The sequence below is a fragment of the Thermodesulfobacteriota bacterium genome, from assembly GCA_040754335.1.
GTDB lineage: Bacteria > Desulfobacterota_D > UBA1144 > Nemesobacterales > UBA2774 > 2-12-FULL-53-21.
In genome coordinates, this window is sequence record JBFMCV010000008.1 from 38,670 (window position 1) to 53,312 (window position 14,643).

Annotated in this window: 17 protein-coding genes and 1 riboswitch; of the genes, 7 read left to right on the forward strand and 10 right to left on the reverse strand. The window is 54.7% G+C overall.

What is annotated here, in order from left to right; genetic code table 11:
- Positions 1 to 131: 131 nt before the first annotated feature.
- From AB1598_14085 to AB1598_14100, 4 genes are all read right to left on the reverse strand, one after another.
- Positions 132 to 896 (reverse strand): SDR family oxidoreductase, encoded by a 765-nt coding sequence (locus AB1598_14085; protein ID MEW6146137.1) that lies wholly within the window; start codon positions 894 to 896, stop codon positions 132 to 134.
- A 143-nt stretch (positions 897 to 1,039) separates the two neighbouring features.
- Entirely contained in the window at positions 1,040 to 1,435 is a 396-nt protein-coding gene (locus AB1598_14090; protein ID MEW6146138.1) for a PPOX class F420-dependent oxidoreductase, read from the reverse strand.
- Positions 1,436 to 1,472: 37 nt separating this feature from the next.
- Entirely contained in the window at positions 1,473 to 2,234 is a 762-nt protein-coding gene (locus AB1598_14095) for an SDR family oxidoreductase (GenBank protein ID MEW6146139.1), read from the reverse strand.
- Between the two features lie 166 nt (positions 2,235 to 2,400).
- On the reverse strand, positions 2,401 to 2,820 hold the full coding sequence (locus tag AB1598_14100) for a hypothetical protein (GenBank protein ID MEW6146140.1): 420 nt from the start codon (positions 2,818 to 2,820) through the stop codon (positions 2,401 to 2,403).
- 263 nt (positions 2,821 to 3,083) lie between these two features.
- Between AB1598_14100 and AB1598_14105 the strand changes: the two genes are divergently transcribed.
- Genes AB1598_14105 through AB1598_14115 form a run of 3 tightly spaced genes read left to right on the forward strand, consistent with a single transcriptional unit; the run spans position 3,084 to position 4,943 of the window.
- Positions 3,084 to 3,314 (forward strand): DUF2282 domain-containing protein, encoded by a 231-nt coding sequence (locus AB1598_14105; GenBank protein ID MEW6146141.1) that lies wholly within the window; start codon positions 3,084 to 3,086, stop codon positions 3,312 to 3,314.
- Complete coding sequence (locus tag AB1598_14110; protein MEW6146142.1) at positions 3,265 to 4,170, forward strand: DUF692 domain-containing protein; 906 nt, start codon at positions 3,265 to 3,267, stop codon at positions 4,168 to 4,170. The genes AB1598_14105 and AB1598_14110 overlap by 50 nt, the downstream gene beginning before the upstream one ends.
- A complete protein-coding gene (locus AB1598_14115; protein MEW6146143.1) occupies positions 4,158 to 4,943 on the forward strand; it encodes a DNA-binding domain-containing protein in 786 nt (261 codons plus the stop codon). Before AB1598_14110 ends, AB1598_14115 begins: the two co-directional genes overlap by 13 nt.
- 240 nt (positions 4,944 to 5,183) lie before the next feature.
- On the opposite strand, the gene AB1598_14120 is transcribed toward AB1598_14115, so the two are convergent.
- A complete protein-coding gene (locus AB1598_14120) occupies positions 5,184 to 7,043 on the reverse strand; it encodes a bifunctional metallophosphatase/5'-nucleotidase (protein ID MEW6146144.1) in 1,860 nt (619 codons plus the stop codon).
- Positions 7,044 to 7,223: 180 nt separating this feature from the next.
- Between AB1598_14120 and AB1598_14125 the strand changes: the two genes are divergently transcribed.
- Positions 7,224 to 7,739, forward strand: a complete 516-nt coding sequence (locus AB1598_14125) for a hypothetical protein (protein MEW6146145.1) — start codon at positions 7,224 to 7,226, stop codon at positions 7,737 to 7,739.
- Between the two features lie 12 nt (positions 7,740 to 7,751).
- On the opposite strand, the gene AB1598_14130 is transcribed toward AB1598_14125, so the two are convergent.
- From AB1598_14130 to AB1598_14140, 3 genes are all read right to left on the reverse strand, one after another.
- Positions 7,752 to 8,129 (reverse strand): hypothetical protein, encoded by a 378-nt coding sequence (locus AB1598_14130; GenBank protein MEW6146146.1) that lies wholly within the window; start codon positions 8,127 to 8,129, stop codon positions 7,752 to 7,754.
- A 246-nt stretch (positions 8,130 to 8,375) separates the two neighbouring features.
- The gene (locus AB1598_14135; protein ID MEW6146147.1) at positions 8,376 to 8,942 is read right to left on the reverse strand and encodes an OmpA family protein; all 567 of its coding nucleotides are present in this window, start codon (positions 8,940 to 8,942) and stop codon (positions 8,376 to 8,378) included.
- A 148-nt stretch (positions 8,943 to 9,090) separates the two neighbouring features.
- Positions 9,091 to 9,561 carry an IPTL-CTERM sorting domain-containing protein gene (locus AB1598_14140; protein ID MEW6146148.1) on the reverse strand — a complete coding sequence of 157 codons (471 nt, stop codon included), beginning with the start codon at positions 9,559 to 9,561 and terminating at the stop codon, positions 9,091 to 9,093.
- 212 nt (positions 9,562 to 9,773) lie between these two features.
- Here AB1598_14140 and pafA point away from each other — a divergent pair, with 212 nt between their 5' ends.
- Complete coding sequence (gene pafA, locus AB1598_14145; GenBank protein ID MEW6146149.1) at positions 9,774 to 11,645, forward strand: alkaline phosphatase PafA; 1,872 nt, start codon at positions 9,774 to 9,776, stop codon at positions 11,643 to 11,645.
- A gap of 61 nt (positions 11,646 to 11,706) precedes the next feature.
- On the opposite strand, the gene AB1598_14150 is transcribed toward pafA, so the two are convergent.
- Positions 11,707 to 12,300: a hypothetical protein gene (locus AB1598_14150; protein ID MEW6146150.1), complete on the reverse strand. Its 594-nt coding sequence runs from the start codon at positions 12,298 to 12,300 to the stop codon at positions 11,707 to 11,709.
- 10 nt (positions 12,301 to 12,310) lie between these two features.
- Positions 12,311 to 12,580: a hypothetical protein gene (locus AB1598_14155; GenBank protein ID MEW6146151.1), complete on the reverse strand. Its 270-nt coding sequence runs from the start codon at positions 12,578 to 12,580 to the stop codon at positions 12,311 to 12,313.
- Positions 12,581 to 13,077: 497 nt separating this feature from the next.
- On the opposite strand from AB1598_14155, the gene AB1598_14160 reads away from it, so the two are divergent.
- Entirely contained in the window at positions 13,078 to 13,428 is a 351-nt protein-coding gene (locus AB1598_14160) for a hypothetical protein (protein ID MEW6146152.1), read from the forward strand.
- A gap of 32 nt (positions 13,429 to 13,460) precedes the next feature.
- A complete protein-coding gene (locus tag AB1598_14165) occupies positions 13,461 to 14,192 on the forward strand; it encodes a hypothetical protein (GenBank protein ID MEW6146153.1) in 732 nt (243 codons plus the stop codon).
- Positions 14,193 to 14,497: 305 nt separating this feature from the next.
- A riboswitch (cyclic di-GMP riboswitch) is annotated at positions 14,498 to 14,583 on the forward strand.
- Positions 14,584 to 14,643: the final 60 nt, after the last annotated feature.

The window sequence follows — 14,643 nt, forward strand, 5'->3', positions numbered from 1 at the left end:
AACGAAACTTATGTAGCTAATCAGCTTCAGGCTCAATGCCGCTTAAACCAAATCAAGCGAAGGATGGGGGTGTACCTAATTCAATAAATCAAATAACAGCTGTTCATCCCTGCTAGTCGATGACGGCAAGCCTACTTCGCGTTCCATCCGCCGTCGATCGATATCATGTTCCCGGTCATGAACCCCACGTTGTCGTCGCAGAGAAAGAGCACCGTGCGGGCGACTTCGTCGGGCTTGCCGAACCTACCTATCGGGTGGAGGGACAGGAGGAAGCTCTCCGCAGCCTGCCTGTCGTCGACCTTACCCAGAAACTCGTCCACCACCATCGGCGTTTCTATCGTCCCCGGGCACACCGCGTTCACCTTTATCCCCTTGTCGGCATACTCGAGCGCCATGGTCTTCGTCAGGTTGGTAACAGCCCCCTTGGACGCCGTATATGCGGCGAGTCCCGGGAACCCGTTCAGTCCGCCTACGGAGGAGTTATTCACTATTGAGCCGCCACCGTTCTCTAACATATTCGGTATAGCGTATTTGGACATGAAGTACGTCCCCTTCACGTTCGTATCGAATATCTTTTCCCAGGTCTCCGTATCCGTCTCGTGAGTCGTGCCCGGATAGAGCACTCCCGCGTTGTTGAACAGTATGTCTACGCTTCCGTATTTTCCGACCGTGTAATCGACCGCAGCCTTGCAGTCGTCCTCGTTCGATACGTCGCATACGACGTAGTCTATCGCGAGCCCTTCTCTCCTGGCCTCTTCCGCGGTCTCTTTTAACTTCGCTTCTCTCCTTCCCGTGATGACTACGTTTGCGCCCTCACGCGCGAAGAGGAGCGCGGTTTCCTTTCCTATGCCGGTCCCTCCGCCGGTGATGAGTGCGGTTTTATTTGCGAGCTTCATGGCGTCACTCTCCTTGATTTTTTTGTTATAAAGGATTAGATGAAGTGCTGTGGAATTGGATGCAGGGATTTTTCCGGTTGCCGAAATGTCTTGAAATTAGCCGTCCGGGATCGGCGCACGCAAGCAAGATTGTACGTGACGGCTCACGTGAGCTTGTATACGTGCTCGGGCTTGATCTTGAATATGATCCGCTTCTCGTCCTTCCGCGTGCGCGGGTACGCGTCGAGATTGAGATATTTCTTCGCCATCCTGTTTATGTGCTCCTCGGCTCCTTCACGAGTCACCCCCTCCACTCTCCCCCTTATCATGACCTGCCTGTAAGGGTTTCCCGCATCCGATATGGTTACGGCGACGCGGGGGTCCCTTCTCATGTTGTCGGCTTTCACGCGCCCCTCTGCGGTGTTGATGAGTATATGCTCCCCGTCCGAATCCACCCACGTGACGCTCACCTGAGGCGACCCGTCCGGCATGAGAGTGGCGAGGGACGCAAAATTCTTCCCATCCGTAGATAGCTTGTAAACGAATTCGTCGATCTTCATCGTGACACTCCTTTTCTATTTCTCTTTATCTCCCCTTTTATTTAGCGCACCAGCCGCCGTCTATGGTGAGCATCTGGCCCGTGATGAACCCCGCCTTCTCCCCCGCAAGGAAAAGCACGGCGTGCGCGACCTCGCTCGCTTTGGCGAGACGCCCCATGGGATGAAGCGACCTCATGAACCTCATGCCCTCCTCCTCGCCGACCCTCTTCAGATAACCCTCCGTAACGAGCGGCGTCATAGTCGTGCCGGGACAAACGGCGTTCACCGTGATCCCCTTGTCCGCGTACTCAAGCGCCATGCTCTTCGTTAGCTGCACGAGGGCGCCCTTCGACGCCGTGTAAGCGGCCAGGGCCGGGAACCCTTTCATACCCACGATCGATGCGTTGTTCACTATGCGTCCCTCCCTCCTCCCGAGCATGTGCGCGAGCGCGAATTTGCTCATGAGCCATGCGCCCCTCACGTTAATGTCGAACGTCTTCTCCCATACGTGGGCGGGAGTCTCGTGCGTCGTACCCGGATAAAGCACGCCCGCGTTATTAAACAGCACGTCCACCTTCCCGAACTTGACCGCAGCGTAATCGACAGCCGCCCTGCAGTCCTCTTCCCTGGATACGTCGGACGTTATGTAGTCTATATCCAGTCCCTTCCCCGCAGCCTCGGATTTCGCCTCCCTCAGCTTTTCCTCCCTCCTGCCCGTAATGAGGACGTCCGCCCCTTCCTCCGCGAACAGCAGCGCCGTTTCCTTTCCTATCCCCGTTCCGCCCCCCGTGACAATAACGCTCTTTCCTTTAAATCTCATTTATCTCTGATTATCTATGTTTATCATCATTTATATACAGTCATATGCATATGCAATATAATATCTCATTTTTTGGGATAGTTGCATAAATTTTTACGGTTCCGGAATATATACGGTCATGAACTGCGTACCGGTTTGAAAAGCGTGCCGGTTCATGGTGGAGGTTTCAATCCGTATCCGGCTGCGGGACGCCCCGCCTCTTCCACTCCCCCGTCAGCACAGTCTTTCTCTTCCCGCACCCGTCGCCGAGCGGGATGAACGAGAGGACGTCGTGCTTTACGAGGAACCTGTACCTGCCCGCGCCTCCGCACGAGGGGTCCTCGAACGTTATATCCCGTCCTGAAATCTTGTATTTACCCGCCGACCTCTCGTGTCCCCTGACTTCTCCGTTAAAGGTGAATTCGAATGTATAACCCGGCCCGAAGGTTAGCGAGCCCTCGAACGAGCCTTCTTCGCTCATTATGTGCCTTTCCCATGTCCCGCCGATTTGAGACCCTATATCCGCGGAATCCCCGCAGCTGAAAGCGGCAAGCGCAAGCAGAAATACCGCAAGCGCGGACGATACCCCTCGTTTCCTCGTGCCCACGTATAAAGTCTAACAGCAAAACGCAGGCTCCGAACCCCCGGTAAATTATAAGCCCGCCGGTCCTCATTCGTGTACCAGCCATAATATCATGTGTCGCGGTCTTGTGAAAAATTGTTGTTTATTAATGTTTTTTGTTTATCTTTTTATCATAAATCCGGCTCCGTGCGGACCGGAGGTAAATAAAAGTAAAGGAGGGCGTTATGAGCGTAATCAACAATATCAAAAAAGGCGCTACCCTGGCAGGTATCGCTTCTGCGTTATTTATGGTCGGAGTCAGCGCGAGCGCTGACGTCCCGGCGCAGCCGGCGTCGTGGGAGAAATGCGCGGGTATAGCGAAAGCGGGTAAGAACGACTGCGGCTCTCTCGACGGCAAGCACGACTGCGCGGGCAAAGCGGCGTCGGACTCGAGCCCGAACGAATGGGTTTATGTCCCGGCGGGCACATGTGAAAAAATCACCGGCGGCAAAGTCGCAGGCACTGAGCCCGCGAAATAACGGCCAGGCAATGCTCGAAACGAACGGAAGCTCGCGCGCTGGTAATCTCAGGGCGGGCATAGGTCTCCGCGAGCCTCATTTGAGGCGGATCATGGAGGACAAGCCCGGCATAGACTGGCTCGAGATAATCGCGGACAACATCATCGATGCGGACGAGACGACGCTTTCGAGGCTGGATGAGCTGAGGCGCGACTACGCGCTTAGCCTCCACAGCGTAGGCACCTCGATCGGGTCCGTGGACCCGCTCAACTTCGATTACCTGAAGAGCCTGAAAAGGCTCATAGACAGGCTCGACCCGTTTTCCGTCTCCGAGCACCTATGCTGGTCGGGCGCGCACGGGGTACATCTCCACGACCTGTTCCCCCTCCCGATGACCGAAGAGACCGTAAGGCACGTAGCCGGACGCATAGAGCGGATACAGGATTTCTTCGGGCGGAGGATATTGATCGAGAACGTTTCGGCTTATACCGAGTTCGAAGAGTCCGAGATGAGCGAGCCCGAGTTCATCACGCGCATTGCGAGGACGAGCGGGAGCGGCATCCTGCTCGACGTCAACAACATCTTCATCAACTCCTATAATTTCGGCCTCGACGCATTGGAATACGTGGAAAATATCCCCGGCGATCTCGTGGGCGAGATCCACCTCGGCGGCGGAGAGCAGAGGGACGGCTATATACTGGACGCCCATAACTCGAGGATATGGGACGAGGTGTGGGACCTTTACGGGCGCGCAGTCTCACGCTTAGGCGCGGTGCCGACTCTGATAGAGTGGGACAACGACATCCCCGGCCTCGAAGTGCTGCTCGACGAAGCGGATAAGGCGAATAGAATCATCGAGTCGATATGCGGGACCTAGCTGGCATACAAAAGGAATTTTTAGACAGTATCCTGGGCGGCGATACCGGGACTGCGGGGCCGCACACGCCGTCCGGCTCTTCCGGAGGCGGAAAGTTTTCTGCCGCGCCCTACAGGGACCTCGTCGCAACCAACCACCTGAACGCGCTTAAGGACGTATACCCCGTTTGCCTGAGGCTCCTGGGGGAGGGCTATTTCTCGTTCCTGGCCTGGAATTATTTGAAGGACAGGCCGACGAACGACCCCGATCTCAACCGCTACGGCCACGATTTTCCGGATTTCCTGGAGCACGAAGCCCGGGTGCGGGACGAGCTTAAAGGTCTCGGCTACCTGCCCCAAGTCTCGCGGTTCGAATGGGGCCTGTATGCGGCGTCCCGTAAAGGTGCGGCCGCCGTCCCGCTCGAGGAAATGGTTTCCAAACTGACGAACTTCGGAGACAGGGACACGGTCTTCTTCCGCCTGAACCCGTCCCTCTCCCTTATGGAATTCGGCTGCCCCGTCGTACGTATCTGGGAAGAGAACCGCCGCGAGGAAGTCGGCGGGATCGCGCTCGATGAAGCAAGGGAGTATGTCGTCGTATGGAACGGTAACGGGGACGTTCTTTATAAAACCGTGGATGACGATGCTTACGGATTGCTGAGGCGCATTCGGGAGGGCGTGTCGTTCTGCGAGCTGAACAGAATTTACAAGGACCGGGAGCAGGAGCTCGAACGCCTCATCGCGCTGTCGATATCAAGCGGCTGGATTGTGGATGTCGAGGACGCGGTCCGGTAAAGGCAGCCCTTCAGTTCTCATTTGCGAAAGACGAAAATAAAAAGAGAGATCGCCACGGCTACCTTGCAGCCTCGCGAAGACAAAGAATGGTGTCATTGCGAGGACGATTCCGAGCGAGTAAGGAATCGGTCACTTTAGGCAAATTGCGAAGAAGTGACTGTTCTTAGCTGAACGCTAACTGCAAAACGATTCAAAGCGACCGCGGCAATCCCGTATTTTCATTCCCTCATTATAATCCTTCTACGGCACAGTCGTAATCCTTCCCTCTCCGCCTTCGGGATACTGCGCAGCCGAAATTACTCCGCCGAGTCCGCCCTGGGCTACAGGATCGACAATATAGTTGAACAAAGCCTTCTGATATACGACGCCCAATGTGGTAAATGGCGCTCCCCTGAAAGGATACATGTCCCCGCCCCTCGCGGAGAAGTCGATAGTAGCTATGTCTATCGGACCGCCCGGCTGTACGACTCCGCCTGTAACAATCACCGTGCCGTCGTCGAGCACGATTTCTTTCACCTTCGTTCCCGGGGTTACGACGTTCAGGTCAGCATCCAGCACCTGCGCCGTGCCCGCGGGGTCGTAGACCATGGAGAACCCAGCGATCTGCGCGAAGCGTCCGTCCGCGACAGGGGTGGCGGAGACCGCATTTTCCATTATCTCCTTAAACTGGTCCCTGGGGATCGCAGGCACGATCGATACGAAGTTCGTGAACGGAAATATATCGAACGTCGTGAGCTCCGTTATAGGGCCTGCGGGTATGAGCGTATTGTTCCTTATTCCGCCCCCGTTCTGGAGAGCGACGTCCGGAAGGGGCATCCCGAAAGCCGGTGCGAGGAGCGTCGCCTGGTAGAGCAGGGCGTCAGCTACCAGGTTCCCCTCGTTCGTCTCCATAGTCCTTACGCCGGGGTCGCGTCTTCCTTCGAGCGCCACTTCGCTCGTCGCGATCACGTTAGCCGCGAGGCCGTCGACGTAATCCTGCACGGGGTCTACCACGTTCGCCTGTATGAAGGGGTCGGGCGAAACGGCGTCGGGATTGGCCCCTCCCGCCACCCTCACGAGTCCGCTATTTTCGTCTACCTTTATGACTTTCCCTTTTTTATTGAATGCGACTATCAGTCTTCCCACATATTTGTAGTCCCCCGCCGTGGTAACGACAGGTATCTCCGCGCCGTCCGCTCCGGTCGCGGTCAGGGGGTAGGGGCCGAACGCGTTCGCCGGGTCGTCTCCCGGCACGAGCAGGTCTCCTTCTTCCGCCAGAAGCTCGTCTCCCCCGCCTGCGATCATTATGTCGACGTTCCTGAGCTCGGATGCGAGGGCGAGGTCTTCGTTCACGTCCTGCAGGTGGCTTATGAAGATGATTTTATTAATCTTGAATTTAGTGAGCTTGTCTATCTCTTTCTGCACTAGCTCGGCTACGTTCTCGAGCACTATGACGTCTCTCGGGCTCGATATGAAAGGCAGCTCCGGAGTAGTCGCGCCGACTATGCCGAACGCCTCGCCTTCCCTGAACACCACCGTCCTCTTCACTATGATTCCGTCGTCAACGAGCGCGTCGAGCCCCGGCTCCTCGGAGAAATCGAGGTTCGCCGATACGAAGGGCGGAGGGTTCTTGAACCCGAGTATGAAGTCCTCGAGCGTGTCCGGGCCGAAGTCGAACTCGTGGTTGCCGAGCGCCATCGCGTCGTAACCTATCTTGTTTAGCGCGATCGAATCGTAGTAGGGGACTCCTTTCTGCTGGCTCGCGTTGAATTCGGGCCCAGCCAGGAAATTGTCGCCCGAATTGAGCGTCAGAACTATCCTCTTTTTGGCGAAATTCTTGTCCCCCTCCTTCCGGAGCTTCTTAACGAGAGTTGCGAACCTGGCAACGCCGCCGAAATCCTCGAGGCCCACGCCGGCGTTAATAAGCTGCGATTCCCCGTCGTTGTTGTGGAGTATCGTCAGCCAGAAATCTACCTTGTTGTCGTTTCCTCCGTGATGCGAGCCGTGGCGTGCATCTACGACTGCCTCTTCAGCCCAGCTTGCAGATACAATTAACAAACACACTGCAAGTATGGCGCCTAAATACGTAAATCCTCTCAATGCTTCCCTTAAGCTGTTCATGACCATATTCCCCCTATGGAAAATTTTTTATTGAGACTATCAGCCGGGATTTAATTCCCGGTTAAGCGGGTTTTAACGGCGCGTTAAGACCGGCGGTACTGCTCGGCACACGTCTGTATCGGTATATAGACCAATCCTAAAAATATTTGCTATAATTTATTTGTTATGGCGTGTAGATGCATGAAAGCGCTGATATCTCTGGTTTTGATCATTGCGGCCGGGCTTGCGTTCATATCCTGTGACGACGACGGCGTAGGCGATTGCTTCGGGGTGAACCTCGAAGGGTCTTTCTGCGTCGCCGAGGACATACTAGCGATAGGGCAGGAGGACGGGCTTGCCTGCTTCAACTGCGAGGGGCAGGAGTCGGGCGAATTCTTCAACCTTGCGTGGCAGAAAGGCCTCCTCGCGGGCACTCCCAACCCCGGCACGATATTCTCGTTCCTGAACGAGCCCGAGCTGTGGATAGCCGAATTCACCGACTGCGGGACGCTCACTCTCTTCGATACGTTCCAGAACGAGTTCGGAAGGTTCGTCAAGGGGGATTTCGCGGGGACTCTCGGAGATATCGACGCGTTCCAGATAGACAAGCTCTCCCTCTTCATCGACATACCGGGCGTGAGATCCGAAGAAGCCGTATGCGGTTTCTGCGCCAACTCCACGCCGCCCCAGTGCTTCGACGTCATAGTCGTCGATTAGAGGTCGGCTGTATCACCTGCTCCCGTTCACGAGCGGGACGAGGTCGTAGCGCGCGCCGTTTATGGTTACCGCGCCCGGCTCATCGACGATGAGCCTTACCCTGAACCGTTTGGGCCCGCTGCCGTTCAGGCTCAATTCCGGGATGTCAAACTTTTGAGAGCGGCCGTTCTCTATTATCTCGAAGTAGGCCTCTCTCGTGTAGCTGTCCCTGTGGCGTACGAGCACCCTGCCGCGGGAGACGTGAAGGACGATGCAGTCCGCGGTGTCGCTGAGCTTGTGGGAAAGAGGGCAGTACTCCGTATGAGTCCCGCTTAAATACCGGAACGCGTATAGCCCCGTGATTATGACCCCGAACGAGAGAGCGAGCGCAATCCCCTTCTTCCGTGACAATTCCCTTTTCTGCCTTAATTTGTGTGTTTGCTCCCCGGCCGGGCGAGCCGGGTAACCCCATAGAGGGAAGAATATAAACGACCTGCGGGATTTTTCCAGTGGGGGATTCGTTACCCGTAATTTAATCCATCCCGTTCGCCCTGAGCCTGTCGAAGGGCAACGGAGATTTAATAATGCTAAATCCTCCCTAACCCTCCTTTTTCAAAGGAGGGGATTAAAAGAATTTTCCCCGTTATTGTGACGATGCTACGGCATCTGGTCCTGTATATCGATCTCGATGCGCCTGTTCTGTGCGCGTCCCGCGGGCGTGCTGTTGTCGGCTACCGGGTGGTACGGCCCGAACGACACCGCGGCGAGATAGTTCGGGTCTATCCCCTGTTCCGCCAGATAGCGCACGACTGAGATCGCGCGCCCCGCAGCGAGGTCCCAGTTGGTCGGGAAGCGGCCCGCGAGCGGCTCCAATATAGGAAGGTCATCCGTAAATCCCTGTATTACGATATATTTGCCCTGAGCCTGCTGAAGCGCGGGCACGATCTGGTCGAGCGTCTGGCGTCCCTCTGAGTGAAGCTCCCACCCGCCCTCTTTGAACAGTATCTCGTTCACGAGCGTAACCTGTAGCTGGTCCTGGAGCTGCTGTATCTCCACCTGGTCAGCCGCGACCTGAGCCGCGAGCACGGTATTCAGCTGCTGATATACCGAGTTGAGGTATGCGAGCTGCTGTGTCTCGGCGACCTGCTGGTCGTACGTGCTCTGCGAGACGCAGCCAGCCGCGAGCGCGAGCGCGAATACGAATATTAGTTTTGCCTTCTTCATTTCTCCCTCCTGATATGCGTTGTTAAACGGAATTATAAACCCAAAACCTTTTTCGTTACAAGCTCTATGTGAACGGTGTTTTATTATCGGGGTGAGAAAAAGGGGGCCGGAGCCCCCTCAGATGATTTCATCGTAATGCCGTCTTGATTCAAGCCGCTGCTTTTCTTCTTCTCGCGGCGATTAGTCCGGCGATTCCCAATGTGCCAGCCGTCGCGATCAATCCCCACTCCGAGAGCGTCGGGATGCCGCGGGTTAACAGGCTGCATCTGTCGATCAGCTGCTGTCTGCAGCTAATGTAATCTTCCGGAAGCAGCTGCAGCTCTACGGGATCTTGGCCATCGGTATTGATAGCGCAGAAGAACTCGCCCGCATTGACCTCCTCAACCTCGTAATCTGTATTCGGGGGACCGTTCAGAGATATCAACACAGTAGTCGGGTTTAGAAAAAATTCGCTGTCGCTGCCGAGACTCCCGCCGGGACATAATAAATCAATGATATCGCTGCCGCTTAATCCGTTTTGCAGGGTCGATATGTCGCACGGACAAACCGGCTCCTGAGCGGACGCATAAAAAGGAAGAAACGATACAGTCAGTAATAACATCAAGAAATAACTTCTCATTGTGTATCCTCCGTGAATATAATTGCTTGACGATATTGTTAAAATGCTTCGATTTTAACACAGTTTTGAAATATAAATCAAGAGCGCCCCGTTAGGGGACAAATCAATGCGTCACTATGGAAACGGAGATTTAGACTATACTATATTATCAACGTAAGACGGGTCTTCATTGTTTGTTAACATTCATCGGATATTATCGGATAAGCGTTGATATGAAATTTTCAGCCAATACCCGAATTGCCGTTGTTCTCCTGATAACCTTGGCTTTGTCTTTCGCGTTTTCCTGCGGCCAGCCCGAGGACGAGGAGGAGGCTTTGGAGGCCGCTCGGGAGACCGTCCCTTCCCCTGCGCCCGAACCTGAGGCGTTAGCTCCCGAGCCCGAGACCGAGGCGGCCGGGGATTCCCCGCCGAAGCTCGTGGTTGGCATAATAGTCGACCAGATGGCGTACGATTTCCTGGAAAGGTTCGCAGGCAAATACGGCGAGGACGGCTTCAGGAGGCTCGCCGGCGACGGGTTCATCTTCAGGAACGCGAAATTCAACTTCGTGCCTACGACGACCTGCCCAGGGCACGCGTCCATATACGCGGGCGCTCCCCCTTCCGTGCACGGCATAATCGGGAACCACTGGTTCGTCCGGGCGCCCGAAAACGACGAGGTCTACTGCGCGCGCGACGCGTCGGTGAGTCTCGTAGGGGGCGGCGGGGACGAAGACGAAAAAGCGGGGCAGCTATCCCCCCGGAAAATGCTTTCCTCGACTGTCACAGACGAGCTGAGGCTCGCGACCGGAATGAAATCGAAAGTAATAGGCATAGGGCTCAAGGACAGGGCTGCCATAATGCCCGCAGGGCATCTCGGGAACGCCGCTTACTGGCTCGACGACGAGAGCGGCGGGTGGGTCACGAGCACTTATTATTACCGCGATGAAAAAATGTCCCGGGGCGCGAAGCCCGAGCTCCCCGGCTGGGTCGCCGATTTCAATGAAAAATATCCGGCCGGGAAATACGCGGACATGCCCGGCAGGGACGGCGTCTGGAACACCCTCTACGATATATCGACATACACCGAGAGCCTGCCCGACGACAACGCATACGAGAAATCATTAAGAGGCAGGGACGAAAAAACGGGGGAGTACAGGAAGCCCGTCTTCCCGTACGTATTGGAGGACGTGCTCGCCGAGAATCCTGACGAGACGAAGGGACAGTACGGGAGGCTCATAAAGGCGACGCCTTTCGGGAACTCGATCACCAAGGACTTCGCCGCGGCCGCGATAAAGGGGGAACAGCTCGGACAGGACGACGTCACTGATTTTCTCGCGGTGAGCTTCTCGTCGACCGATATAATCGGGCATTACTACGGCCCGAGGTCCGTGGAGGTCGAGGACGCGTATCTCAGGCTCGATCTCGACATCGCGGACCTCCTGAATACTCTCGACACCGAGGTCGGCGAGGACAACTACCTCGTCTTCCTCACAGCCGACCACGGGGTAGGGGACGTGCCCCTTTATCTGGAGGATGCCGGGATCCCCGCCGGATATTTCATCGACGACGACCAGGTAAGGGACAGGCTCAACAGCTACCTCGGGAAAGAGTTCAGGCTGGGAGGCATCAGGTTCGTCCTCTCGTACAGCAACCAGCAGGTCTACCTCGACCGCGACCTGATAGAAGAGAAGCTCGGGCTCCCTCTCGCGGACGTCGAAAGCAAGGCCGCGTCCTATCTCATGAAGCTCGACGGGGTCGCGGATGTCGTGACGTCTTCAGAGCTTAACTCCGAGGACTTTACTTCAGGCGCGAGGATGCTCGTCGAGAACGGCTACAACAGGAAGCGGTCGGGCGACGTCATTGTTATAATGGAGCCCGCGTGGATCGAATACAAGGAAAGGTTCGGGAAGAAAGGCGCTACGCACGGCGCGCCTTACGATTACGACACGCACGTGCCGATAATATTCTACGGGCGTCACATAAAGACTGGGGAGTCGATGAGGCCCGTGTACGTAACCGACATCGCGCCCACTGTCTCGGCGCTCCTCAAAATACCCTACCCGAACGGCGCGACCGGGAACCCGCTCACTGAGTTGTTCGAGTAGAAAACCCCTTGTCCGATGTCGCTATCAATAAAAAAGTGAGGCGGTATGGCGGTTGCCCGGATTATTTCTTCCTCGCCTCGCTCCCGTCGAACCTGAAGCTCCCGACTATCTCCTCGAACTTGTTTGTTAAGCTCGAATACACGGGATAGCACGTGAATATAGCCCTCTTGCCGTCGTCGACGAAATAGATCGAGTATATCTCGTCCCCCTCGTCCATCCCTTCCCCGACCTTCTGCCATACCTTCTTCGCCTTCTTGCCGCCTATCGTGAAGTCGTCGATCTTCGTTATGTCCTTGGTCCGCGTGATGAGCTCTGCGAGCGTGCCGCCGTAACCGGGAAATATCCTGGCCTCTATCTTGAGCGTGTCCGCCGGGAAGTAGTGGTAGCTCCTTATGCGCGGGTCGTCGTCCCTGTAACTCTGGATCGAAAAGTAGTTCCCCGCGTCCTTCTCCGACTCCCCGAGGGTCTCGTATTCCTCCATGTACGTCACGAGCTGCCAGCCCTCCGGGTACTCGATCGAAAACCCGTGCCTGCTCTTGTAGGTCTCGTTCTGCGGAGGCTTCTTCGCGCCCTCGTCCTCGCCGGCGGCCGGGCACAGGACTGCGGGCAAAATGAGAAGCGCGCCGAAGATAAGCACGTATTTGAGGTCCCTCATGTTACCACGCTCACCCGCCGTAGACGAACATCATCATTTTCTCATATTTCTTGTCGCAAAGCATCAGGTTTCGTCCGCCCCCCAGAGATTTCACCTCTTCTATCGCGTCCTTGATGGGGACCGTCCTGACGTTGTCCTTGTCGAGCACGATCTCCACCTCGTCCGCTTCCGGGAAGAGCGAGCGCAGCTTTATCGCGGCCTGCCGGTACTGGAGCCAGTCACCTTCCCCTTCGAGCGACCACTCGATCGCCCCCTTCGACCATATCTCTATCCTGAGCATGTTATAACCGGTCTTCCCCTCCAGTCATTGCGCGCTTGTAAAGCAGCTGCTTCGGCTCCGGCTCGAATCAATCCTCTTAATTTCTGAAACTTGATTACGGAGTCCCTGTATAGTCCCAAAATTTAACACAGAATTAATAAAAAATAAGGACTATCTAGGCATATTGAGAAATGCAAAACTCTGTTTTAGGTAGGTTTTTCTCATTGATTTTTAAGCGCGATAGAGGATTGCGGCCCGGGATGCCCGTGCCGCGCGAGGGATCGCCCCAATATGCCGATAAGGGGTTATTGATACTTAAACCGGCGATAAAACATTCTGGTTACGGGGGGTGTAACATGAAAGTAATTTTTCAATGTTTAGTCTTTGGCGTGTTATTGCTGTCGATTATTTTTTTACCGGGTCAAGCTCAGGTAGTCGAACAAAAACCGTATTCTCCCGGAAAAATGAAGTTTCCTTCTCCCAAAGGTCCCTCCGGGTTTTTATTCCTGAAAGGAAGCGTGAAAAACGGGTCGGCCGCGGAGCTCGAAAAATTCTTCAGGCAGGAGATGATGCCTGTAATAGCGAATAGTAAAGAAGTCAGAAGCATGAAGGTATTCAGCAGCAAAGACGATAAAAATTCAACTTACATCGTTCTTCTGGAATTGAAGCAGGGTTTCGCCGTATCCTCCAATTCGGGCGCAAAGGTTTTAACCGCCGGCAAGACACCGCAGGAAGCGTCCGCTCTCCTCAACCGGTTCTCCAGATATTTTGATTCTGTTTACATATCCACGGTAGAGTTCGCTTCGCGTCCTGAACTCTCGATTACTCCGGGCATAGCGGGGACTGTACAGGCAAACAAAAAACAATAATAAAATTACGACTCGTTTAACGGGGGTGGGTTATGAGATATATTATACGGTTAGTAATTGTTCCTGTGGTCCTTTCTCCATTAATGTTTCTGGCCTCGTGCTGCGACGAAGAACCGGCTGTACTGAATGTATATGTAGGGAATCTCTCGGAGCGCGAATGCAAGGAATTGCAAGGCTCCGTCAACGACAACGCCGACGACATAGTCTTCACCTGCAAAGGGGATGAAGTGACCCTATGCTGGGGAGGGACTGTCTCGTCAATCGAGCCCGGCATAGGCTCGGTGAGCTCCCCGGGAATCTCCCATCAGACAGTGACCTCCGATACTGATTTTGTAGCCAAGCCTCCTAGCGGCAGCTGCGCCTCTTCGGCCAGTGTTACGGTTAATGTCGTTACGGAAGATACTCCGAGCACCTGGGACGGCAAATTCGATTCTAAATGTAGTAAAATCGAGTTCGAGATAAACAAGGAATTTATCAGTGAAAGCATCAAAGCCAAGGATATCACCGCCTTATGGGCGCCGGTCTTGAACTTAGATGGAGGAGGTACTTTCACATGTTCTACTCCGCCGTTTTTAGACGGGTTCCATGTGGAAGAAGTATTCGGATTTCCAATTTCACAGCCATTCATAACCGAAGCTTTTTCGAGAAAATTAAAAGCGGTGGGGAACTGGCAGTTCGTTTGGAAAGCCAATTGCAACGGATTTGTAATCAAGTGCGATCCGTTTGTGAATTTCCCCTTTGATCTGACGCTTACTTGTGATTAAGGGAGGGAAGCGGCAAAGTAACCTGGTCTGCTCTTCATGTCCTGAATGCCCGGTTATCCGCTCAGGGGGTGGGGCGTTTCCCGCCCGTTTCTCTGACCCCACCCCGCATGTGTTATTTGCCGAAAATCCGGCTCACGGACCTGTTACGGGGCCGGGTCAACTCGGTAGTTACCCGGTTATTATCATCTATTTAACTCATGATATATCCAATCTGATTAATAATGATTAGTATTAATCATAGAATGCGAATCTTATATTCCCCTGAAAAATGTTGACAACATAAAGTGGTATTGTAGAATGGTAATTAGCTAGAAGGGCAAACCATTTGAAAGAATGGGACGCAAAGTCACAGGCCTAAGAACTTCCCGTTTACGGCGGCTGGATTGCTATAGTGAACCTGAATAAGTCGAACGACTGCTCTCGCCTTCCCTGAATTACCCCTTTGCTCCCC

Coding starts and splice junctions, on each gene's coding strand:
- AB1598_14085 (MEW6146137.1), bottom strand. CDS start 896: ATGAAGCTCGCAAATAAAACCGCACTCATCACCGGCGGAGGGACCGGC.
- AB1598_14090 (MEW6146138.1), bottom strand. CDS start 1,435: ATGAAGATCGACGAATTCGTTTACAAGCTATCTACGGATGGGAAGAAT.
- AB1598_14095 (MEW6146139.1), bottom strand. CDS start 2,234: ATGAGATTTAAAGGAAAGAGCGTTATTGTCACGGGGGGCGGAACGGGG.
- AB1598_14105 (MEW6146141.1), top strand. CDS start 3,084: ATGGTCGGAGTCAGCGCGAGCGCTGACGTCCCGGCGCAGCCGGCGTCG.
- AB1598_14115 (MEW6146143.1), top strand. CDS start 4,158: ATGCGGGACCTAGCTGGCATACAAAAGGAATTTTTAGACAGTATCCTG.
- AB1598_14120 (MEW6146144.1), bottom strand. CDS start 7,043: ATGAACAGCTTAAGGGAAGCATTGAGAGGATTTACGTATTTAGGCGCC.
- AB1598_14125 (MEW6146145.1), top strand. CDS start 7,224: ATGAAAGCGCTGATATCTCTGGTTTTGATCATTGCGGCCGGGCTTGCG.
- AB1598_14135 (MEW6146147.1), bottom strand. CDS start 8,942: ATGAAGAAGGCAAAACTAATATTCGTATTCGCGCTCGCGCTCGCGGCT.
- AB1598_14140 (MEW6146148.1), bottom strand. CDS start 9,561: ATGAGAAGTTATTTCTTGATGTTATTACTGACTGTATCGTTTCTTCCT.
- pafA (MEW6146149.1), top strand. CDS start 9,774: ATGAAATTTTCAGCCAATACCCGAATTGCCGTTGTTCTCCTGATAACC.
- AB1598_14150 (MEW6146150.1), bottom strand. CDS start 12,300: ATGAGGGACCTCAAATACGTGCTTATCTTCGGCGCGCTTCTCATTTTG.
- AB1598_14155 (MEW6146151.1), bottom strand. CDS start 12,580: ATGCTCAGGATAGAGATATGGTCGAAGGGGGCGATCGAGTGGTCGCTC.
- AB1598_14165 (MEW6146153.1), top strand. CDS start 13,461: ATGAGATATATTATACGGTTAGTAATTGTTCCTGTGGTCCTTTCTCCA.